We start from the raw sequence: 22,027 nt of genomic DNA on the forward strand, positions 1-22,027 counted from the left end.
GGAGACAATGATGTACGATATCGACGACCCACCGACGCGCAACCGCGAAAGAGAATAAACCGGCAGCTTTTGGAGCGGAATTTTAAGGTGCGCTGTGAGAAACAGCGGAGGGATGACCGCCGAGGTTCGCCGACGACTCCGTGAGGAAAGAACTGTGGACGGGGTGACGCCGTGAGCGAACGCATCGTCATCGGCCTCATGTCCGGAACGTCGCTCGACGGCGTCGATGCGGCCTGCTGTCGGATTCGAGGCGACGGGAATACCGGACGGGACTACGATGTATCCGTCGAGTCGTTCGTCACATGTTCGTACGACTCGGCACTCCGCAATCGAATCGAAACTGCGTGCACCGACGAAGGAACCGTCGCCGAGGTGTGCTCGCTGAATGTCGCCCTCGGAACGGTCTTTGCGGATGCGGCCGCAGCGGCCGCTGCGGCCGCGAACCTCGACCTCGAGGACGTAGATGCAATCGGGTCACACGGCCAGACGGTTCGACACGAACCGAACCCGAAATCGATGCCCGTGGGCGACGACCGACTCCGTTCGACGCTCCAAATCGGGGACGGAAGCCTCATTGCCGAACGAACCGGCGTCACGACGATTGCCGATTTCCGAACCGCCGACATCGCGGTTGGTGGGCACGGCGCACCTCTCGTCCCGTTCGCCGACCTCGTCCTGTTCGCCGACGACGAGTCGTTCCGCGTCGCGCAGAACATCGGTGGTATCGCAAACTGCACCGCGTTGCCTCCCGGGTCGAACCCGGAAAACGTCACGGCCTTTGATACGGGACCCGGAAACATGGTAATTGACGGAGTCGTCGAACAATTGACTAACGGCGATCAAACGTACGACAGAGACGGTGAAATCGCCCGCATCGGAACGGTCAGCGACGCGATTCTCAGCGATGCACTGGACGAGGATTACTTCCGTGCCGAACCGCCGAAATCCACCGGCAGAGAGCAGTTCGGTCGCACGTACGCACGGGAGTTCATCGCTACCTGCCGCGAACGAGACCTTCCGGACGAGGATATCGTCGCAACGGCAACTGCGCTGACGGCCCGTTCCATCGCGGAGGCGTATCATAGATTTCTGCCGCAAACACCGGACGAAGTCGTGGTCTCCGGCGGCGGTGCGTTCAATCCGACTCTCGTTGGGATGCTCGACGCGGAACTGAATGCCCCGGTCAAAACCATCGACGAGTACGGCATCGGTGCGGACGCGAAGGAAGCCGTCGCGTTTGCCTTGCTCGCCGCGGCAGCGCTAGACGGCGTCCCGAACAACGTCCCCAGCGCGACCGGTGCGACCCGTCCTGTCGTCATGGGAAAACGCTGTCCGCCGAGCTGAACGACCGCTGTACCACGACGAACTGAACCCGGTACATCGCACTGGCGACGTTGCTTTGCACGGACTACGCGGAAAACTCCGAGGCGACGCCCGGAATGTTGGGAAGGTCAGTGAGCGATGTCACCTCGTAGGTCGGTTCCTCCGGAAGGTCGTATCCCTCGCGGTGTGACCGTCGAACGAACACCGAATCGAGGCCTGCGTCGTGGGCCGCACGAACGTCGCACGCACTATCGCCGACGTACAAGCCGCCCGTTACGCCGAGGTCAGCCAGTGCTTGCTCGATGTAGTACGTGTCCGGTTTCGTTCGTCCGAACCCTTCGACCGTCGGATCGCGGCCGTACACCGTTTCGAAGAGATGGGCGAACTCGAACTGTTCGAGCATGTACTCGACGGTTTCGTGCTGATTGCTGCTGACAACGCCCACCCGGTGATGTGCGGCGAGATCGGAAAGCACCGCACAATCGTCGTAGGGTACCCGTTCGCCGCGATTCATCATTCCGCACTGGAGCCTGGAGGCGTTCGCTTCACGTTTCGGCCAGAATTCGTCGAAATCGACCCCGAGTCTGTCGCACACGTGTCGCATGTCGTCGATCTTTGCTCCGGCGATGAAGGCGTCCACGTCGGCGGTTGAGGGCGACACGTCGAACGCGTCGAACGTCGCTACGACGGCTTGCCGGTAGATGGTCGGATGGTTCGGATGGAATCCGAGAAGAACGCCATCGACGTCGAACAATAAGGAATCGTAGCTCATTCGATTGTCAGTTCCGACGGAGACCACAAATAGATTTTCCGCGACCTCGACCGGACAGAGCAGTTAAGGCGATTTGCAACCCTCGTCCAGCAGAATGACACATTCGACAGGAGAAAATCCGCTCGAAGCAGTGCTCGAACGCGGGCGGAACGAAGGTGTGTATCCCGGAGCCGTGGCGGCTATCGGCACCAAATCGGGCCTCGACCGCGTTGCAGTCGTCGGCGAGCGCGACCCCGAACGTGGCGAGGGGATGACCCGCGAAACCGTGTTCGACGTCGCTTCGCTGACGAAACCGGTCGTGACGGCGACAACTGCGCTCTCGCTCGTCGAATCCGGAATCGTCACGCTCTCGGACGACCTTCGGCGACACCTTCCGACACTCGATGGGCACCGACGCGGCGGGATTCGACTGCTCGAACTGCTGACCCATAGTTCCGGTTTTCAGCCCTATTCGTTTTCCGAATCGTGGCAGTCGCCGACGGACGTGTTGGACGGACTCCGGAGCCGGTCGATACTCGAAACCGAACCCGGAAGCCGAAACGAATACAGCTGTCTCAACTTCGTCTACCTGGCGGAGGCGCTTCGACAGGCAACAGGGTGTTCGCTCGCGGAGCTTGCGAAGCGACACGTTTTCGGCCCCGTCGGAATGGCCAACTCCTGTCTCGGGCCGCATCCGGACGGGTCGAACCTGGCCGCGACCTACGACCACCAGTACCGCGACCGAATCCTCCGGGGCGAGGTACATGACCCGTTGGGATGGGCAATGGATGGTGAAAGCGGAAACGCCGGCCTCTTTACGACAATCGATGACCTCGCGGCGTTCGCGCAGGCGTACCTCGCCGCCGACGGGACGCTCCTCTCGCAAGCGACGACCAATCGTTTACGAGACGATTGGCTTCCGGAACTGGAGAGTCGTCACAGCCTCGGATGGCGACTCGCCGATGAGACCTATCCCGCGCCGAACTGGTCGCGTACCGGACTGGGTCACACAGGTTACACCGGCACCTCGCTGTGGCTTGACCACGACCGAGACCGGTTCGCGGTGTTGCTCACGAACCAGGTTTACGACGGAAAAGACACCGGTCTCATCCGGTTCCGCGAGCGGTTTCACGCGATGGTCGCCGCCGAACGCTTCAAGTGAGGTGGCGCAGAACTCGCAAAAATCGAGACGAAAGCAGCAGCGGTCGCACTATTGGTCGGAAAGCGAAACCGATGGGTCGACTCCCCCTGCAACTCAGAATTACACCAAGCGACGCCTGCGAGCCATGTCTGCCAGTAGTACTTTCAAAAAGTATTGGACAGCGGGTTTAGACAGCAATTCTGCGCAGTGTTTTTGGGCAGTGTTATTGAGCAGTGTTTCTAATCAGTATTACTGACGAGTTGGCATTGTCGAAAATACTGGGAAAGAATACTGAGCAGAAATGTTGAGAGAGAATACCGGGCAGAGATACTGGTTAAGGATACTGGGCAAGAATGCTGGGAAAGAATACTGGGCAAAAACAGTGAAAAATACTGAATGAATATACTAGTCGAAAATTTCGAGCAGAACCACCAACCAATGTACCGAAGAAGAATAGCACGTAAAAACGGATTGTAACGGCCAACAGTCGTTGGGGCGCTCAACAAGCATCGTGAGTGTATCAGCGACCGTGATCATCAGGGGAAGAAAAACGAAACGATAGGTGGAGCGGGGCAGATTGGGTGACGGGGTTATCACCTGTTGGATCGTCCGGAAGTCGTCCTCTTTGCCTCCACGAACCGGGCGGTACCTTTCCTGACGATGTATGGAAACCGTTGGGCGATATACAATCCCATCTTTGTCTTCCAATCAGCAGTGATGACAGGATCGGTCGATTCGATTTTTTCGGCCAGTTTACGGCCAACGTCCGCGGGATCGCTGAGTACGGACTCGGGATATCCAAGTTTGGCAGCCGACCGGGTGTTCGATAGCGCGGGATGCATTATCGTGCACGAAACGTTCTCGTGTTGCAGTTCCAGCCGTAGCGAGCGGGTGAGTGCCTCGACCGCGCCCTTGGTGGCGGCATATCCGGTGAGTCCCGGATGGCCGACGAGTCCAACGCCGGAACTCACGTTGTGAATAATACCCTTGTTCCGAGCCTTCATATGCGGTAAGACGGTTCGAATCGTCCGAGCGTAGCCGAAGTAATTTACCTCGAACTCCCGCCTTGTATCGGCAAGGGTCTGCTCCTCGAAGGGAGCGAAATTGAATATCGCGGCATTATTGACGAGGATATCTATCTGGCCCCATCGGTCGAGAACGTCGTCGATTGCCGTTCGGATATCCTCATCGACTGCCACGTCACATCGATGGAACTGTACCCGCTCAGGGTGCGTTTCCTGAAGTGACCGGATGTGTGCTCCGTTGATATCGAAACCGACGACTCGGTAGCCGTTTGTGAGTAGCGCGGTTAGCATGTGATAGCCGATTCCCTCGTTCGCGCCGGTGATGACGACGACTTGCCGATCCTCGGATGTTCCCATTGTACAGAGAAAACGACGTTCGTGAATATTATCCTAGTGACAAGTATTCCATCGGAATTGGCGGAGCCCAGCAAAAGAGGAATTCTCGCGTGGGACACCCCCCATCAAGAGTGAAACGAATGCGAGATGTGGAAATTATTCGGTCGGAAACAGTATCCGTTGCGCGGTATGGAGATTGAAGTTGTGTGGGGAGACACACCCCTCGTCCAGAGTGTATTGGGAGAAAGGTGGGTTGGGGTTGAGTCGAAAGGGAGGTCGGAATAGAGGTATCGCGGAGTGAATGTCTATCGCGACCTTAAACGGGAGTTGAGCCAGGAAACGGTCGAATAACGGCTTCCCTCGCTTCGTTAGGAAATAATGACGGATTTGTGAATCCGTCATATTCTTTGACGGATTATATTTAATGGACTATTCGAGATGGAGTTATTTAAATGTATGGGTGCAGTCACTTAGCATGCAGTAACTCTGTTAACTTCGCGGTGTTTGAACTCTATACAGCTATAATCAACACTGTATAAACAACGCCAAATCTTCAGTCGAACTCGACAAACGACTCGTCCCATTTCGAACGGTGGCGTTTCTCGCGTTTTTGATTTTTCACTGCTTCGATCTTGACCTCGGTTTTCACGTCTGATTTCATCACTGCATCCGTCATTCTACTGAATCCATCACTCCATTGCCTGCTTCATCTATCACCACACTGCGTCCTCTGATTCTTCCGGCCCACCGATATCGACACACAAGCAATTCCCTTTCCTTGTTTCACTCTGGACGAGGGGTGTGTGCCCGCCAAAATTCTTTTAGCAAGCGTTACGAGGCTACTATGAGTTACACTCGTGACGAGGGGTGTCCCCGACGAAACTCTCCAAGACAACGACGTTCATGTCGCTATACACTCTGGACGAGGGGTGTGTCCCTGGAGATGATAAGATGATAAAGTGACACAAAATAAGATGACTAGAGCAAAACGGGATACGACGTCCGTAGCGACTTACACTCTGTCCATGGTTACGCTGGTGTTATCGTCGCACCCGTCATTCAGACCTCCTGTATGCGATATTTCGAGGAGTTACACTCTTGGCCTGCCGGGAGTAATTATTTATATGCGGCGAACACTGAGTGTTGTATGTCAGATGAACCGACTCGGATAACTGATTTCGAGGATCCTTCCGAAGATCCGCTATTTAGTGTCGAGAACGAGGACTCTTCTACGCAAATTTTCGAACGGAAGGAACTCCTCAAGGTAGGACACGTTCCAGAGAGCGCGCGTATCGTCGGCCGAGATACGGAAATCGAATCCGTCGCCGCCGAACTCCGACCGATCGTTCGTTCCGAGCCGCCGAACAACGTCATGATTTACGGGAAAACGGGAACGGGCAAATCACTCGTCACTCGTCACGTTACCGAGCGAGCGCGGCAAGCCGCCGACGCACAAGGCGTCACGGTCGGCACCGTGTACGTCGATTGCGCCCAGCACGATACCCACACCCGTGTCGCCCGAAGCATCACACGAACGTTGAACGACGAAGAGTCGACCGGGCTTTCGATTCCACGAACCGGTATCGGAAGCGGAGAATACTACGATTACCTCTGGGAAATTCTCGACGTGAGCTACGATTCGGTGCTCGTCATCCTCGACGAAGTCGACCGCCTCGAAACCGACGATGTCCTCATGCAACTCTCGCGTGCGCGGGAATCCGGAAAAGCCGAGTGCCATCTCGGTATCGTCGCCATCAGCAACAAAATCGAGTATCGAGATAGCTTAAACGAACGTGTCAAAAGCAGCCTTCGCGAGGAGGAGTTCGTGTTTCAGCCATATGATGCGAACCAACTCCGCGAAATCATGGAGCATCGTCGTGACGCGTTCAAAGACGACGTGCTCACCGATGACGTGATTCCGCTCACTGCCGCGTTCGCAGCACAGGAACATGGTGACGCCCGCAAGGCTATCGAAATCCTTCGCCACGCCGGTGAACTGGCTGAACGACGGGCCGACGGGGAAATCACCGACGGACACGTTCGGGACGCCCAAGAGTGGGCCGAAGTCGATCGTTTCGAAGAACTTCTCCGCGGTTCCACGACACAAGTGAAGTTCATTCTCTACTCGCTTGCCGTGCTCACCAGGGAGAATCGAGAGAACGAGTTCTCTACGAGTCGAATTTACAAACAGTATTCAACGGTCTGTGACCAACTCGACGCGAATGTCCTCAGTGAACATCGCGTGTACGAACTCCTGAAAGAACAGGCGTTTCTCGGCGTCGTCGAATCGACCCGGACGGGCGGCGGTCGTGGCCAAGGGAGCTATCTCGAACACCGGTTGGTTCAGGACACCAGCGTCGTGCTCAAATCCGTCCTCAGAGATAGCCGGTTCGACAATTTAGAGTGAAAGAGCAGTGTGAGCGTCGAATTCTACTATCTGCTTCGTTGGAGTTTGCAGTAAAACTGACGAGTCTTCACGAACTGTAGGAACTATCCTTCTCCCAAAAATCCGGAAACTATCCACGATGTTCCACCCCCAGTACCGAGTAAAATCGGCATTTGTATCTGTATGATTATGTGCGTCGGACACACAGCAGACACCCCCTGTCAAGAGTGTAAATTTATTAGTAACGGGATTCATTTGACATCCTCCCCGCCCTCAAGGGTGAGGATTCCCACCGCCAGAGCCACACCAAAGGCGGCTGCGTTGGGAGTTTAAGGTTTACACACCGACGAGGTGCTGGCTATGCCAAGTAGCCGTTACTCCTATCTCGTCCGTATTCCGGACGGGATTCAGAGGTACTTGGTTATTTAGCGTCGGTACCCAACCTCTCCCGAAAGGGTACTTCGAGTCTCGGCTGAGAGGTCCGAATTTGTCCGATTGTCCCGGTATGGGCGCGGACAGGCCGCGTCGGATAGACATAGAGACGACGGGAGGGAACCTAAGATTTTACCGGACAGTGAAAGTGACCAAAGACGGCGATTCATCCCCGCCCGCAAGGGCGAGGCTTTCTCGCCTACAATTCCGTAAGATTGTATTTGACAGCTTCGTCCCACCAAAAATGGGCGCTAGTTGCTTGTAGAAAGCCACTTTCGCTTCCGAAACGCCCGGAACCCCGGTGCTCCATCGGCTACCCAGACGATGAACGCAACCCCGGTCAGGATGAACTGAAAGATGACGAACGCGGACAAATCGAGTTCCGCGAAGTGTGCGAGGAAACTTTGTTGGGTCTCGTACGACGGCGATGGGAGTACAGGCCACAGCAGAAAGCTCAGCTTCGAAACCTCGCCGTTCAACAGCGACTTCACCGAATCCATCGCGAGATGGCTTACATAGCCGATGGCGAACGCCTGCCATGGAATCCGCTTCGCATATTTTCGTGTGAGTAGCCAGCCACCACCGAGAATCAGGCTTGCCGTCAGGACGGAGTGCATCAGCGACCGACCGGTGGGGAGGATGGCGAACGTCCACGCGAACGGCTTATCGATGAGGTCGGGAAACTGGGTTCCAACCGCGACGAACAGCGTCCCGAGTGCCGTCGGAGCACGATGGGTGGACAGTCGACACGATAGCGAATACAGCAGATATCCGACGGCGAGATGTCCCCAGGGCCACATTGATGTGGTATCTCGCCCCCATTCTGTTAGATACTTCGTTTTCGGCATCACGCATTCGCCACGAACCTTGCTGTACTTACTGAATTGTAGGCGAGAAAGCCTCGCCCTTGAACACGGGGAGGATGTCAATCACCGTCTTCAATTCCGTCGACACTACTGGGTGCGTCGCGCTGGACGTGCTGAGCGAGGAACTCCCGTACCGCCATCGTAAAGAACTCGGGATTATCGAGGTTGGATGCGTGCCCGGCACCCGGAACGTCTCGTACGGAGGCGGTCGGTATTTCGGCCTCCAATTTCGGGGCGTGACGGCGGATGAACGCCGGTTCGTGTTCGCCGTACAGTACGAGCGTCGGGACGGTGATGGACGAGAAATTGAGTTCCATCTCGTCGAAGGCGGCGACGGCGCGAATAACCTTAGCGAACTCGTCCGTCGTCAGTTTCGGCCCTGACGCCCGAAGGCGCTCGATGTTTTCGTAGTCGCCGCTGACGTCTGTTCCTTGGACTCGCTCTTGGAGCCACACCATCGCTTTCTCGACACGCTGGTAACCGATGAGCCGAGTTGGTGGAATCGTGGCTTTCAACAGCACCGACCGCTGGAGCCATTCGCGCCGATTGAACAGTTCTGGGGAAAACGTATCGGCGAGCACGAGGCCAGCCAACCGATCTGAATGATGTGCTGCATACACCTGTGCGATACAGCCCCCCGTGGAGAGGCCACAGAGAACGGGATTGTCGAGGTTGAGCGCCGTGATGAGCGCATCGAGGTCGTCTGCGAATAGGTCGATAGAATACGTCTCTCTCGCCGACCCGCCAGTTCGGCCATGCCCTCGAACGTCGTATGTGATGGTGGTGTACTCTCCGCTAAGACTGTCTACTTGCGGTTTCCACTGGTTGTGGTCGAGGATGGCGCCGTGGATGAACACGACCGGTGGGCCGACACCGCTTCGTTCGTAGTACGTCTCGATATCGTTCGTTTGAACGGTCGGCATGGGGTAGTATATTGGTTCCCAAAGAGTTGAAGGTATCTTCCGGAATAAGACGGAAATACGATGGAATCGAGTGGTTCGGTTCTTCCTTCGTTTCGCGTATCGGTACGCGATCCAACACCAGACCGATACTTTGGTAAGCCAGTCGTCAGTGGTTGTTTTTAGATGCCTACCCAACGCCGTCAACGGTTCATCCACGGCCAAGCAGCGTGGATGCTCATCTCCCTCGTCGTCCTGACGGTGCTCGATGCGCTCTCAGTGGAACTGTTTTTCGTCCTTTCGCTCATCGGCTTTCTCGTCATCGTCGAACTGACGGCGCCGTTCAACGTCACGCCGCAGTGGCGTCGGCGATTGAAATGGCTTATCGGACTCGGATTGCTCGTGTTCGGAATCATCGTAATTCGCCGGATTCTGGCGATCCTTCCGCCGGGGGTGCTCTGAGGTGAAACGGCTCGATTCGTATTCGACCCCGACCATTCTCTTCGCCGTTTTCACGGCTATCGTTCTCGGGGCAGTTCTCGTCGCCGCCTCGACATCGAGTGCGACGTTCGGCGCGTACAACGCCGCATGGGACGGAACGAGCGAACTTCGGACAGTCGCGGAAGAGGCCGGTGCTGAACCGGAAATCGGCCACAACACGAGCGCCTACTCACGAGTGACGCCGAACGAAACCGTCGCCGTAATTCTCTCTCCAGAACGCAACTACACGGCGGCGGAGCACGACCGACTCCGGCGGTTCGTCGAACGAGGGGGAACGCTCCTCGTCGCCGACGACTACGGATCGCGAACCGATCCGATGCTTGCCGCACTCGGTATTGACGCTCGACTGGACGGACGGCCACTTCGCGACACCCGGTATCAGTATCGGTCTCCGGCGATGCCGGTCGCCCGCAACGTTTCGAACCAGTCACTCGTGACGAACGTCTCTGGACTGACATTCAATCACGGAACTGCCGTAACTCCGGGGAACGCGACCGTTCTCGTCGCTACGTCCGAGTACGCCTACCTCGACACGAACCGAAATCAGCGACTGGACGAGAACGAGTCCATCGGGTCGTCGGCGGTCGCAACCGTCGAGCGGGTCGGTAACGGGCGTGTCGTCGTCGTCGGCGATTCGAGTATCGTTATCAATACGATGCTCGAACGACCCGGCAATCGGGCATTCGTCCGAGGGATATTCGACGGCAAGAGGACGGTTCTCCTCGATTACTCGCACACGACCCGACTGCCGCCGCTCGCACTCGCGGTGCTCGTGCTTCGCGAATCCGCCGTCTTACAGTTCCTCATTGGTCTCGGCGCCATCTCGCTCGTCTTCGTCTGGTCACAGCGCCCGGATGTCCTCACCCGACTGCGGGCATCCGTCGGTTCTCACTCGCCGTCGGAACCGCCGTCGATGTCCGGGGAGGCGATGGCGTCGTATCTGGAAAAACGCCATCCGGACTGGGAACCGGAACGAATCAACCGCGTCGTCTCGTCACTGAACGAGAAACGAGGGAAGTAGGGATATCGATCGATCTCGGATAGCAGCACGAGTCAGTAGGGGTGGCCGTAGAGGAAATCGTCCCGAAACGGTATATTTCTCCCCGTTTCGGGACGATTTTTGCTTGTCCGTATTCACTCGTCCTTCGCTGTATCACATATTCAATCATGTATGTAGTTAATCGTGCTATAATTTTGACGTCATTTATCTCCAAAATCTGTCCCTCCCCAGCTTCCATCGGATTTCATCCCTCTCATAGCATTGGTGGCGGAAACCTATCGGCGAACAGACCACTGTAGTTTGGAAAACGCCTCATAGTTTAGCCCATGAGTCCATATCCAGTTGAGCGGGTAGGGGGTGTACGATGGAGACACAAGAGCACCCGGATGAAGTGAAGACTGAGTCCCCGATCTTTACCGCACTGCAAAACAGCCGGCGGCGGTCGGTTCTTGCGATCCTCATTGACCGGAACTCGAAGCTGTCCTTGCGGGAGCTTGCGACGACTCTCACAACGAGGGATCGGAACATCCCGGTGGTGTACGCCCCGCCCGACGATACGCAGCGTATCCGTCTCGACCTCCGCCACACCCACTTGCCAGTGTTAGAAGATTGCGGCTTCATTACTTGGGAACCGGACGAGGAACTCATAACCACGACGGATCACGTCGCGCTCTCCGATCCGCGATTCCGTCGAATACTCGATCTGGGGAACGAAGAGGTAGACGCCGTACTTGCTGGGTTGGCGAACAACCGTCGTCGGCTCCTTCTCGCTATCCTCAGGGACAGGCAAGAACCAGTATCGCGAACGACCCTCGCACGGGAAATCATCCAGTGGGAGCGCGGAAACCTGCAACCGCCGCAATCGACGTTCGACGAGATTAAGATTTCGTTGCTGCACACGCATCTCCCAAAACTCGGCGACGCTGGTATCGTTGAATACGATACCGAAGTGGATCACGTCGCCTACACGGGCGACCCCGTTTTTGAACGGATTCTCGCCATTTTCCACGGGCCGGATAGCCGTCTCCTCAAGAAAGTAGATGGTTTCTTAGGAGGGCTACTAACTTCGTACAGACAAGCGAGTACGAGCGAGCCGTTCGACTGGCCGACATCGTGGAGAACTCCGTATCATGGCTAGACCGCCAGAACTGTGGCTGTTCATCCTCGCCAACATGCTGTTGTTCATCATGAGTAGTATCCTGATGACGCTGAGTTTCCTCGCCTATTATCAAAACCCGAGAAGTGCGTCATACCGATATTCGACCATCGGATTCGGATTCATCGTCCTCGGTGGGCTTGTGGCCCCGGTATACCGACTCTTTCTCCGCAGCAACTACCACTTGAACACCACCGAACGTCTGCTCCTCCAATCCGGGGAAGGGCTCTTGCTGGCGGGAGGCCTTGGATTGCTGTTCTATGCCATCACGCGTCACGATTCTAACTCGTCGCCGACGGGTGGCTACTCGACGCCGTTCGAAACGAACATCTCCGAGTTCGATGAACAGCGGTACAATCGTTGAGCGTTCCCGGTACACGTGGATAGTAAAAATATAGCTACAACTCATCTCCGAATCTGCTATTTTGGCTATTGTTTACCAAAATAATCAATCGATTCCTTGTAAAAGGATCGTAGAACAATTTAGTCGGTTCGTTCATGATACCGATGCCGTCAGGTTCCACAGTGAACCCGTTGATTTATCAACTCTCCTTAGAAACCCCGCTAACGATGGATCCGGAGGAACTCTACTCTACGCTGGCCGATGAAATGAATGCGCTTCTCATCGGCAACGACGACGTTATCAAGGGAATCACCGTCTCACTTCTCACGCGTGGGCACGTCCTCTTGGAGGGCGTTCCCGGCGTCGCGAAAACGACGATTGCGAACGCTTTCGCCCACACCACCGGCCTCGATGTCTCTCGAATCCAGATGACTCCCGACCTCCTCCCCGCGGACATCACTGGAACACACGTGTATCGCGAAGGGACGGGGGAGTTCGAACTGCAACGCGGGCCGGTTTTCGCCAATCTCGTCGTCGCCGACGAGATCAACCGTGCCACGCCGAAAACCCAGAGTGCGCTCCTCGAAGCGATGGAAGAGACGACCGTCACCATCGAGGGACAGACGCTCTCCCTGCCCTCGCCATTCATGGTCATCGCGACGCAGAACCCCATCGAGATGGAGGGAACGTACGAACTTCCCGAAGCACAGCGCGACCGTTTCCAGACCAAGCTTACGGTTGACCTTCCGACGGCCGAAGACGAACGACAACTCATCGACCGCTTCAATACGACCCCCGAACTCGGCCCATCCGACCTCTCACAGGTGCTCAGTATCGAGGATATCGTGGCCGCACGGGAGCACGTCACGGCGGTTCACGTGGCCGACCCTGTCAAGGAGTACATCCAATCGCTCGTCGGTGCGACACGAGACCATCCGGAACTCGCGCACGGCGGGTCGCCACGCGCGACGCTCGCGCTCTTGCACACGACGAAGGCGCGAGCGGCGATTCACGGCCGGGAGTATGTCATCCCCGACGACTGCAAAGCGTTGGCAAAATCCATCCTCCGACACCGCATTGTGTTGAACACCGATGCCGAGTTGAGCGACCGTTCGACCGTCGAAATCATTGACGAAATTCTCGACGCCGTTACACCGCCGAGTGGACAGGTGTCGTCCGAGCCGGAGGGATCCGACCCGTCGGACGATTCATCGAACCCCGAGTCCGACGAGCCATCAGCGCCACGCAACTCCGATTAGTCCGCTCACCAGAAGCGGCGGTATCTCCTCGATTCACGAATCGTCGGCACGCCACGATTTCACGTCCCACCAGTCTCAACCCCCGTCTTTCAATCGTCGGACGCAGACGAACTTTGGTTGCCGACACGTTCGGTCAATCGCGATATTGAGTCGCCAGCGAACCGTCTAATTTCCCCAAATCACCCTCGACTCCGCCGGCAAAGCTAATCCTCTCGATGACCTATGGTATCATATGTCCATGGGTGGGGAGAGGCAGGAAACGACGCGAATTCGTATCGCCCGGCCGGAACTGAAATGGTGGATCGCGGGTCTAATAGTGTTCGGAATTATTGCCACCGTCGCATTCACGTTCCTTCCGTGGGTCGTGCTCGGGCTATTCATCTACTACGTCGCACGTCCGATAAACCGACGTCTTAGTACCCGAATTAGGAGAGAAAATCTCTCGGCCGCAATCTCTCTGCTTCTTATTGTCGTGCCAATTGTTCTTTTCCTGGGAGTATTCCTCTCGATCGCGATCAGCCAGTTTGCCGCTTTTGCGACCTCGAACGCAGCAACACAACTCCTGCAGCAATTACCGATCAACGTCGGGACGATTCCGAACGATCCAAATCAGCTGCTCGACACGGCAACCAAGACGCTCAAAGAACCCTCGGTGCAATCGGCGCTCACGGGTGCACAAACCTTTGTTGGAGCCATCGCATCCAGCATGTTCATGATGTTCCTGTCGCTGTTGTTGGGCTTTTTCCTCCTGGTTAGCGACGAGCGCCTCGCTCGGTGGGGCAAAGAGCAGATTCTCGGGAATGATGCGCTATCTATCGACTACCTTGCGGCAGTCGATGAAGGACTTAACTCCATCTATTTCGGCTACACGCTGACCATCTTCGTCATCATGATACTGACCGCCATCATCTACAACGTGTTCAATTTCTTCGCGCCAGGAAACCTTCTCATTCCAGTGACGATACTATTGGCGGTCATCACGGGTATCTTTACCCTCGTGCCGCTGGTCGGTCGATCCGTCATCTACCTCGCTATCGCGGCGTTTCTCGCGTTGGGAGCGATTCAGCTCAATCCGACGTTCCTCTGGTATCCTCTCGTGTTCTTCTTGTTCATGACGCTGGCGTTCGATAACATCGTCCGAACCTACATCCGACCGTATCTATCGGGAAAGATGTTCCACCTCTCGCTCGTCATGTTCGCCTACCTGCTCGGCCCGATACTGTTCGGATGGTACGGTATCTTCCTCGGCCCGTTGCTGATGGTTATCGTCGTCCAGTTCCTGCAGGTCGTCCTGCCACAACTTCGCGGTGAGGAACCGGCGACCGGTCTCGATATCGGATCGACGACGACCCGCGAAACGGACGATCTCGATGACGCGAGGAGGGGCGGCGAAGCAACGGATGGCGGCCGGTAATCACGATTTCGAGTCGCTCCCCGGCTTTTCGTCTCCAGATGGGATTCCCCGTCGTCCGTCGTCATCGGACTCACTGTCCGTCGGCCTCCAAACAGTCTCGGAATCGGCATCGAATGTACGTTGCCCCTCGACGACGCGTTCGAGTCGTCGCTCCGCTTCTTCGAGGAGACGATTGCCGACGTCGGTGCTGACGATTCCCCGTTCCATCGCCGTCTTGATGCCGAGTATCTCGCGTCGAATGATTTCGCGCTCTGCGGCGAGTTTCTCTTTCTCACGGAGGTGTGGATGCGCGTCGAGCAGGTTCGAAATGCTGCTGTTCAGGTCGCGTTTCTGGGCAGAATACCACGCGACGCTCTCCTCGTAGAACTCGTTCGGGATGTCGTCCCGTTCGTGAAGATTGTCGGCACCCGCGAGCGCGGCGTCGACGCCGTGAAGGCGACCCATCAGCAGTTCGTAGCGCTGTTCTGCCGCGGACTTCGTGACGATACCGAGGCGGTCGATGAGGCCACCCATCGTGAGTCCATTGACGATGAGCGTAATCGCTGCGACTCCGAAGACGATTGCGGCGAACTCCTCCCGCAGTCCTGCCGGAAAATTTCGTGGAAGGCCGAGAACGAGTGCGATGGGGACTGAGGCGTGGATACCGCTCCAGACCATAACGTGCTGAGACGACCGAGAAATCGAATTGCGTAGCCATCGGTTCATCAACCGAACGAGGGGATAGACGACGACGGCCCGTGCGAAAAAGACGAGAATCGCGGCGACCAGAATCCTCGTGACGTTGTCCGCAAGGAGGTCAAGCGGGATAGCGGCGCCGATTGTGACGAAGATGATGGTGTTCGCGATGAATGCCGCACTCGCCCACACCGTTCCGAGTGTCAAACGTGTACGTGCACTTATCTTGTCGTTGCCCCCGTGGGTTCCGACGACGAGTCCTGCACCGAGTGTTGCGATAACGCCGCTGACCTCGACGTGTTCCGCGAGAACGTACACCCCATAGGCGAGGACGACGGTGAACACGATTCCGCTCATCGGGTCGTTGATGAGGATGAAAAGACGATACGCGATGTATCCAGCAACCCCGCCGATGAGTGCCCCACCGACGATTGCGACGACGATACCGATGCCAACCTCTCGGACGAGGAGATTCGTCGTGACGAACGAAGTGGCGGCGACCCCTTCAGCCTGCGCTTCCTGTAGAACGGATAATAGGACGGCGTACAGCACGATGGAGACACCATCGTTCAGGATGCTCTCCCCTTCGATGAGAGTGCAAAGCCGTTCCGGTGCACCGAGTTCCTCGAAGAGGGCGACGACCGATACCGGGTCGGTCGGCATCATAATCGCGCCGAGGAGGAGAGAGATGACGATGGGAAATCCGAATACCGATGCCCCGAGAATACCGACGACCACGACCGAAAGGATGAGCCCGATCACGGCCAGGACGAGGATTGGAACGATGTTCCCACGCAGTTGCTCCGTGTCGATGTTCAACGCACTTTGAAATATCAACGTCGGAAGAATTATAAGTAGGATGAACTCGTCCGTCAGTGGCGCTGTCAGCGGGAGATGGAGAATGGACACCAGCAGTCCCGCGAGCATGAGTCCGACGGTGTAGGGGATTCGAACGGCTTTCGTCGTGAACGCGCCGACGATGCCAGCGATGGCGAACACAGCGAGGAGCGTGAGCAACTGTGCTTCAGTTCCCCCGCCCAGCTGAATCCCTCCAGCAACCATCGGAACATGTACGCGCTGAACGATATTAACAACCGTCGTTGTTCGCTTCGTTCGCCAAAGCAGGCGAACGGCGTTTTCCACCTCGTTCCGACTCCGAATGCTTCACAGAAAACACAGCGCGGATGCCCCGAGGCTTGACCTCGGGGAGGAAGCGCGTCAATACACGACACAAACCACACACATCGGGCAGGCCCACTCCCATAACTATAAGTAACCGAGCCACCATATGTGAAACGTCGTGGACTACCGTCGTACCGCCGTAATCAAGCTCGACGTGTCTCAAGAGGGCGATTCGCCCCTCCGAGAGACCGTCGAACAATTCAAACACTGCGCGAACACCGCGAGTGAATGGTGTTGGCACGGTGACGACGGATACCATGTTACCTCAAAGGCCAAAGCAGAACGTGCCTTGTACGATAAACTACGGGACGAAACCGACCTTACCGCGAACCTCGTTCAGAAGGGGATTCGTCGGGCGGTCGAAGCCATCAAGAGCGGTGTATCGAGGCTGAAGCGCGGTGAACGAACGTCACAACCCTACTTCTCCGCCGATAGTGCGGTTTACGATAAACGAAGCGCGACGTTCCACCGCGACTACGTGTCGCTCTCGACCGTCAACGGGCGCATTGAGTGCGACTACATCCTTCCTGATGACCCTGAGTGCCACCCACGGACGTACCTCGATGACGAGGACTACGAGTTCCGCATGGCGAACTTACAGCGTCGGGATGGCGAGTGGTTCCTTCATGCCTCGATGCGAAAGGTCGAAGCCGACGACCCCGAACTCAAAACCGAGCACAGAACAGTCCTCGGTGTCGATTTGGGCGTCAACAACATTGCAGTCACGTCCACCGGCACGTTCCGGTCTGCCGATGAGTTCAACCACTGGCGTCGGGAGTATGAGAAGCGCCGTGGCTCGCTCCAACAAACCGGAACAAGAGCGGCACACGAAGCCATCGAAGGCGTCGGTCGCAAGGAGTACGGGCGCTTCGAGATATACCTGCATGGCGTAGCGAACGAACTCATTGAGGAAGCCGTCGAATACGGCTGTTCGCACATCGTCTTTGAGGACTTAACGCATATCCGCGAGAACATCCCGCAGGCGACGTGGCAACACGTCTGGGCGTTCCGACGGTTGTTTCAATACGTCGAATACAAAGCGGCAGAACACGGTGTCGAAGTCGTGCAAGTCCCGCCGAACCACACGTCCCAACGCTGTTCGACGTGTGGGTGTACCCACGAGGACAACCGCGACGGCGAGAACTTCGAGTGCTTGAAGTGCGGGTATCAGAACCACGCGGATTACAACGCGGCGAAGAATATCGGCTTTCGGTATCTCCGGCGGCGGCAAAATGCAGCCGACGGAGGCGCACCTGTAGACGTGCGCTTGAATCGCGGGACGTTGAACGTGAGCGGGGAGTACGTCCCCCCTGCCTCGACGGCATAGAACGGGAGTCCACGCGAAAGCCTCGGGGCTTGACCCCGAGGCAGTTTACGAATCTGTTTCGTGCATCGTCCCGCCTTCGAGTCGAACGACGGAGTCGAATCGCGGCCTGAGCTGCATATCGTGGCTGATGACGACCAGCGCGGTGTCAGCGGTTTCCTGCAATCGGAAGAGGAGATCGAGCACCTGCGTCGTTGTCTCTGGGTCGAGTTGCCCAGTCGGTTCGTCGGCGAGGACAATGGCCGGGCGATTCGCCAGCGCCCGAGCGATGGCGACGCGTTGTTTCTCCCCACCGCTGAGTGTCGCGGGATACTGGTCGGCCCGGTCGGCGATTTCGAGTTCCTCGAACAGCGTCCGGAGCCAATCTTCGTCACGTTCTCCGGTGTGGTCTTGCGGGAGTGCGGCGTTCTCCCACGCCGTTAGGTCGCCGATGAGTTGAAAATCCTGAAATATGAACCCGATGGTCTCACGGCGGAGTCGTGCCCGTTTCCGCTCGGGAAGCGCTGCCGTGTCCTCACCCTTGATGCGAACCGTTCCGGACGTCGGAACGTCGAGGAGGCCGAGCATGTTGAACAGCGTCGTCTTACCGGCACCGCTCGGTCCTTGAACGAGGAGTTGGGTATTCGCCGGAACCGACAGCGACGCGTCCGAGATGATTTCCTGCTCGCCGCGAACGACACGAATCGACTCCGCTTCCAGCACGCTCTCAGCCATTGTCGGCCCTTTGTTCTGCCACACACTAAGTTACCTTCCTAATCGTCTCCGGATTTGGAGGGGTTCCCTCTCGAGCGTCGCCACCGAACGGTGTCCTCTTGGTGGTCGATTTCGGGGCGGTCGGTCGTCGTCGGCCTTTCCGACCCGCCGCGTTGTACCGTCGTCGGGCTGGCGGTGAGATACGGGAGTGCGGCGATGAACACGCTGCAACACATGAGGACGAGCGCGCTCCCAACCGCGATGAAAAGTATCCGCGGCGGTACTCGCGTCGAAAGTCGGAACCCGAAGACGGTGAACAGTCCGACCCACGACAGCAGACGGATGGTTGCGAGCACGGCGACCAGCGCGACCACGATTGCGGGAACCGAAATCCGAACGGCGTCGGCGACGAGGGTACGAAGCAGTTGCCATCGCGTCGCTCCGGTCGCTCGATACACCCCGAGTGCGCGACGACGAGCGTGCACCGATTGGGCGAACGTCGCCGTTGTCCCACCGATTGCCGTCAGTCCCGCCAGAACGACCATCACCAACAGGAGGAGGTTGAAGTTGCCGAAGACTCCTTGAACGGCCTGCCCGAGTCCCGTCCCACGTTCGTACTGCGTGTTTTGGGCCAGTGTGGAGAACAGTCGGTCGTCGCCATGGACGGTGTACGTGTCTTTCGCCAGTGTCTTTCCGTTTGTGACGATTCGAACCGAATACTCTCCCGGCGAGGTTTGGCCTGCCGACTCCGTTCCGAGTTCGGTCGTCGTTTGCACCGTCTCATACGGGGCGAGCGTTACCGTTCTGGTCTCCGTTTTCGTCGGCGTCACGAACGACACCTCTCGCGTAATTCGGCGATTCCACTGGTTGAACAGAGTGACCGTCGCCGTCGGCCGTGTGAACACGCTCGCATTGTTCGGGGAGACATCGACAGTCGAAATCGGCCGTCGAACCGCCTCGGACGACACCCGTATCTGGCTGGTGTTCGTTCGTTCTCCCTTCTGTACGGTTAGGTTGTAGATGCCCTCCCGATTCGGCAGTCGAACCATCGCAATCCCATCTTGGTTCGTTCTGGCGGTCTGCTCGCCGAGTCGAACCGTGGCGGCAGAGACGTTTTCACCGTCCGTCGTCCGAACCGGAACCGCCATCGTTGCGTTCGGCGGTGCAGTCGAGGGAAGCGTCGGAACCGAAAGCGGCGGGCGACGGTACACCGTTATCGACTGGGAATACGACCCGACACGGAGCGTCTGGTTTCCGAGTTCGGTCGTCGTGAGGTTTACCGTCACGTCGCGCCGTTCACCCGGGGCAAGCGTAACGCTCCGCGATTTCGATGTCTTCCCGACGCTGGCTGTCAGCCGACGGGTTCGCTCTGCCTTCCCGAGATTCCGCACCGAAATCCGAACCGACAACGGCTGTCCGCGAACTGCGGAACCGGATGCGGAGACGCCGCTGACGACGATTCCGTTCGCTTTCGACCCTGCGGCTCGGTCGAGTTGCGCGCTTGCGTCGTCGGTGCGGATGAAGTGGACAACGCCCGATCTCGTCGAGAGGTCGTGTGCGGTGGCGAGTGGGACGACGAGTTGGTCGTCTCCCACGCCGTCCGCCGCAAACGTCCCGACGATGGTTACCTGTGTAATCGCGGGCGAGGTCGCACCGCCGAGCGTGAGACGGTCGCCGACGGTGATATCGAGCGTTCGAGCGAGGTCACGCCCGATGACCGCCTCGTGTTTTGTTTGGGGCGCTCGTCCCGCGGTGAGTCTCGCGTTTGACACCGCCGCAAATGCGCTGTAGTTGGCCCCACGGGCGAGATACGGTTGGCCGTCACGAACCTGCACTACGATGATTTCCGGGCTAGCGGTGACTCCCTGATTTCGAAGCAGGTCGGCGTATCCGGCGTCGATTCTGCTCGCCATGGGGTACGATGCACCTGGTTCGGTGACGGTTCCCCCCGAGGTTGTCGCGAGCGGCGCGAGCGTCCCGACGAGCGACCCCACGAGAACGACGATGAGGACGAAAATGGTGAGTATCGTCGTCGCGGGGACGAACGCCCGCCACCGCAGTAGCGTCGTATCCACGAACTCGCGCACACGCGTGTTCGCGACAGCGGTCGTCAGATTCGAAATCCATCCCCGATTCGCCGTTTCTGGTGGGTTCGTGATTCCAGTCTGGTTCGACACGGGACTGTACTCCTGTCGGATCCGCGAAGGCGGCGTGGTCGTCGCCGGTCGGACGGCGAGGACGCCGGCGACGACGCCGACGAGGAGCAGGGCGGCGAAACTGGGAAGGATGATGCGAAGCACACGCGGTGTCACGGTCGGGTCGAGCGAGATATGGAGTCCAGCGGCGATGGCCGCGTTGACGACGGCTCTGGTGACGATGACGCCGAGCGCGTAGCCAAGCGCGATACCCGTTGCCGTGAGCAGTCCGGCGCGAACGCCGAAGATGGCGAGGAGTTGCCGCGGCGTTCCCCCGGTCGAGCGGATCACCTCGATGGCCTGCAACCGGTCGCGGACGCTCATCCGGGTGACGTTGTACACGACGACGAGAACGAGGACGCTCCCGCCGATAGCGGCAAGCCCGAGAAGATGGAGCACTTCCTCCATCCCGGCCACGAAGTATCGATAGAGAGCGGGACTCGCCGTTCCTACTGCCTCGTCAGCACTCTCATCCGGCGTCGTGTCGATGACGTATCCACCGGACACACCCAACGAACGAACCGTGGTCGGGTCGCCGACGTACCATGTTTGGGGGAAGATGGAATCGTTTTCGGGGTACGGCGCGACTGCTACCGTCCGGGTCGATTCCGTCCCGACGAATTTCTGCTGGGTGCGTCCCGAAACCGGCCCTTTGAGCGTGGCGTTCCCTGTCGGTGGCGGAATCCGTGCTGTTCGCCACGAGACGGAGAGGTTTTCGAGAACTGTCGGCGCATCGCTCGGCACCCCGACCACGTACTGGGTCGTTCCGTTCCGTCTCGCAGTTGCGACGGGAAACACGATGTCGTCACTTCCTGCCGCCGCTTTCGCGTCCGAGTAAGATTCGTGGTACGTCGCCTCCATCGAGTGGGAGTAGCCCGCCGAAATCGAGGCCGTCTGCGTGCTCGCGGCGACCAAGAGGAGCGTCGTCCCAACGAGAAACGCAGTCGCTACCGCGATAATGACGACTGTCAGACGATCACGTCGTGACCACTGCGTACAGAGCCCCCATTGATACCCCATTCGAGACGTTACCGGTCACTGGTCGTGCAATTGCGATCGACAAGATTATAGGCCACCTGCGAATCGAGAAGTGCGAGTTGAACATGAGTAATCGAGTGCTACTGAA

At 57.7% G+C, this 22,027-nt stretch carries 18 protein-coding genes; 10 read left to right on the forward strand and 8 right to left on the reverse strand.

Annotated elements, in window-relative coordinates:
* Nucleotides 1–171: 171 nt before the first annotated feature.
* Nucleotides 172–1,344: an anhydro-N-acetylmuramic acid kinase gene (locus ACN2TU_RS15445; RefSeq protein WP_435156582.1), complete on the forward strand. Its 1,173-nt coding sequence runs from the start codon at nt 172–174 to the stop codon at nt 1,342–1,344.
* Between the two features lie 64 nt (nt 1,345–1,408).
* On the opposite strand, the gene ACN2TU_RS15450 is transcribed toward ACN2TU_RS15445, so the two are convergent.
* Entirely contained in the window at nt 1,409–2,095 is a 687-nt protein-coding gene (locus ACN2TU_RS15450) for an HAD family hydrolase (protein ID WP_435156583.1), read from the reverse strand.
* A gap of 94 nt (nt 2,096–2,189) precedes the next feature.
* On the opposite strand from ACN2TU_RS15450, the gene ACN2TU_RS15455 reads away from it, so the two are divergent.
* A complete protein-coding gene (locus ACN2TU_RS15455) occupies nt 2,190–3,236 on the forward strand; it encodes a serine hydrolase domain-containing protein (RefSeq protein ID WP_435156585.1) in 1,047 nt (348 codons plus the stop codon).
* A gap of 572 nt (nt 3,237–3,808) precedes the next feature.
* On the opposite strand, the gene ACN2TU_RS15460 is transcribed toward ACN2TU_RS15455, so the two are convergent.
* Together ACN2TU_RS15460 and ACN2TU_RS15465 are read right to left on the reverse strand one after the other, a co-directional pair.
* Nucleotides 3,809–4,597 (reverse strand): SDR family NAD(P)-dependent oxidoreductase, encoded by a 789-nt coding sequence (locus tag ACN2TU_RS15460; RefSeq protein WP_435156586.1) that lies wholly within the window; start codon nt 4,595–4,597, stop codon nt 3,809–3,811.
* 532 nt (nt 4,598–5,129) lie between these two features.
* A complete protein-coding gene (locus ACN2TU_RS15465; RefSeq protein ID WP_435156588.1) occupies nt 5,130–5,252 on the reverse strand; it encodes a hypothetical protein in 123 nt (40 codons plus the stop codon).
* Nucleotides 5,253–5,723: 471 nt separating this feature from the next.
* On the opposite strand from ACN2TU_RS15465, the gene ACN2TU_RS15470 reads away from it, so the two are divergent.
* On the forward strand, nt 5,724–6,983 hold the full coding sequence (locus ACN2TU_RS15470) for a Cdc6/Cdc18 family protein (protein WP_435156589.1): 1,260 nt from the start codon (nt 5,724–5,726) through the stop codon (nt 6,981–6,983).
* Nucleotides 6,984–7,645: 662 nt separating this feature from the next.
* Here the strand turns inward: ACN2TU_RS15470 and ACN2TU_RS15475 are convergent.
* On the reverse strand, nt 7,646–8,194 hold the full coding sequence (locus ACN2TU_RS15475; RefSeq protein WP_435156590.1) for a metal-dependent hydrolase: 549 nt from the start codon (nt 8,192–8,194) through the stop codon (nt 7,646–7,648).
* A 125-nt stretch (nt 8,195–8,319) separates the two neighbouring features.
* Nucleotides 8,320–9,183, reverse strand: a complete 864-nt coding sequence (locus ACN2TU_RS15480; RefSeq protein ID WP_435156591.1) for an alpha/beta fold hydrolase — start codon at nt 9,181–9,183, stop codon at nt 8,320–8,322.
* Nucleotides 9,184–9,345: 162 nt separating this feature from the next.
* On the opposite strand from ACN2TU_RS15480, the gene ACN2TU_RS15485 reads away from it, so the two are divergent.
* The 6 genes from ACN2TU_RS15485 to ACN2TU_RS15510 all read left to right on the forward strand — a co-directional run bounded on the left by ACN2TU_RS15485 (nt 9,346) and on the right by ACN2TU_RS15510 (nt 14,832).
* Nucleotides 9,346–9,621, forward strand: a complete 276-nt coding sequence (locus ACN2TU_RS15485; protein ID WP_435156592.1) for a DUF8044 family membrane protein — start codon at nt 9,346–9,348, stop codon at nt 9,619–9,621.
* A 1-nt stretch (nt 9,622) separates the two neighbouring features.
* Nucleotides 9,623–10,681 carry a DUF4350 domain-containing protein gene (locus ACN2TU_RS15490; protein ID WP_435156593.1) on the forward strand — a complete coding sequence of 353 codons (1,059 nt, stop codon included), beginning with the start codon at nt 9,623–9,625 and terminating at the stop codon, nt 10,679–10,681.
* 343 nt (nt 10,682–11,024) lie between these two features.
* The gene (locus ACN2TU_RS15495; RefSeq protein WP_435156594.1) at nt 11,025–11,798 is read left to right on the forward strand and encodes a DUF7344 domain-containing protein; all 774 of its coding nucleotides are present in this window, start codon (nt 11,025–11,027) and stop codon (nt 11,796–11,798) included.
* Nucleotides 11,791–12,180, forward strand: a complete 390-nt coding sequence (locus ACN2TU_RS15500) for a DUF7521 family protein (protein ID WP_435156595.1) — start codon at nt 11,791–11,793, stop codon at nt 12,178–12,180. Before ACN2TU_RS15495 ends, ACN2TU_RS15500 begins: the two co-directional genes overlap by 8 nt.
* Before the next feature lie 206 nt (nt 12,181–12,386).
* The gene (locus ACN2TU_RS15505; protein ID WP_435156597.1) at nt 12,387–13,418 is read left to right on the forward strand and encodes an AAA family ATPase; all 1,032 of its coding nucleotides are present in this window, start codon (nt 12,387–12,389) and stop codon (nt 13,416–13,418) included.
* A 232-nt stretch (nt 13,419–13,650) separates the two neighbouring features.
* Nucleotides 13,651–14,832, forward strand: a complete 1,182-nt coding sequence (locus ACN2TU_RS15510) for an AI-2E family transporter (RefSeq protein ID WP_435156598.1) — start codon at nt 13,651–13,653, stop codon at nt 14,830–14,832.
* On the opposite strand, the gene ACN2TU_RS15515 is transcribed toward ACN2TU_RS15510, so the two are convergent.
* Nucleotides 14,833–16,650 (reverse strand): cation:proton antiporter, encoded by a 1,818-nt coding sequence (locus tag ACN2TU_RS15515; protein ID WP_435156600.1) that lies wholly within the window; start codon nt 16,648–16,650, stop codon nt 14,833–14,835.
* A 157-nt stretch (nt 16,651–16,807) separates the two neighbouring features.
* On the opposite strand from ACN2TU_RS15515, the gene ACN2TU_RS15520 reads away from it, so the two are divergent.
* A complete protein-coding gene (locus ACN2TU_RS15520; RefSeq protein ID WP_435156601.1) occupies nt 16,808–18,016 on the forward strand; it encodes an RNA-guided endonuclease InsQ/TnpB family protein in 1,209 nt (402 codons plus the stop codon).
* Nucleotides 18,017–18,061: 45 nt separating this feature from the next.
* Here the strand turns inward: ACN2TU_RS15520 and ACN2TU_RS15525 are convergent, their stop codons facing one another.
* Nucleotides 18,062–18,727, reverse strand: coding sequence for an ABC transporter ATP-binding protein (locus ACN2TU_RS15525; protein ID WP_435157048.1), 666 nt, complete (start codon nt 18,725–18,727; stop codon nt 18,062–18,064).
* Between the two features lie 38 nt (nt 18,728–18,765).
* On the reverse strand, nt 18,766–21,921 hold the full coding sequence (locus ACN2TU_RS15530; protein WP_435156603.1) for an ABC transporter permease: 3,156 nt from the start codon (nt 21,919–21,921) through the stop codon (nt 18,766–18,768).
* Between the last annotated feature and the right edge of the window lie 106 nt (nt 21,922–22,027).

The organism is Haladaptatus marinus (assembly GCF_051194195.1).

Coding starts and splice junctions, on each gene's coding strand:
- ACN2TU_RS15475 (WP_435156590.1), bottom strand. CDS start 8,194: ATGTGGCCCTGGGGACATCTCGCCGTCGGATATCTGCTGTATTCGCTA.
- ACN2TU_RS15530 (WP_435156603.1), bottom strand. CDS start 21,921: ATGGGGTATCAATGGGGGCTCTGTACGCAGTGGTCACGACGTGATCGT.
- ACN2TU_RS15480 (WP_435156591.1), bottom strand. CDS start 9,183: ATGCCGACCGTTCAAACGAACGATATCGAGACGTACTACGAACGAAGC.
- ACN2TU_RS15470 (WP_435156589.1), top strand. CDS start 5,724: ATGTCAGATGAACCGACTCGGATAACTGATTTCGAGGATCCTTCCGAA.
- ACN2TU_RS15485 (WP_435156592.1), top strand. CDS start 9,346: ATGCCTACCCAACGCCGTCAACGGTTCATCCACGGCCAAGCAGCGTGG.
- ACN2TU_RS15505 (WP_435156597.1), top strand. CDS start 12,387: ATGGATCCGGAGGAACTCTACTCTACGCTGGCCGATGAAATGAATGCG.
- ACN2TU_RS15460 (WP_435156586.1), bottom strand. CDS start 4,597: ATGGGAACATCCGAGGATCGGCAAGTCGTCGTCATCACCGGCGCGAAC.
- ACN2TU_RS15500 (WP_435156595.1), top strand. CDS start 11,791: ATGGCTAGACCGCCAGAACTGTGGCTGTTCATCCTCGCCAACATGCTG.
- ACN2TU_RS15510 (WP_435156598.1), top strand. CDS start 13,651: ATGTCCATGGGTGGGGAGAGGCAGGAAACGACGCGAATTCGTATCGCC.
- ACN2TU_RS15450 (WP_435156583.1), bottom strand. CDS start 2,095: ATGAGCTACGATTCCTTATTGTTCGACGTCGATGGCGTTCTTCTCGGA.
- ACN2TU_RS15455 (WP_435156585.1), top strand. CDS start 2,190: ATGACACATTCGACAGGAGAAAATCCGCTCGAAGCAGTGCTCGAACGC.
- ACN2TU_RS15525 (WP_435157048.1), bottom strand. CDS start 18,727: ATGGCTGAGAGCGTGCTGGAAGCGGAGTCGATTCGTGTCGTTCGCGGC.
- ACN2TU_RS15465 (WP_435156588.1), bottom strand. CDS start 5,252: ATGACGGATGCAGTGATGAAATCAGACGTGAAAACCGAGGTCAAGATC.
- ACN2TU_RS15495 (WP_435156594.1), top strand. CDS start 11,025: ATGGAGACACAAGAGCACCCGGATGAAGTGAAGACTGAGTCCCCGATC.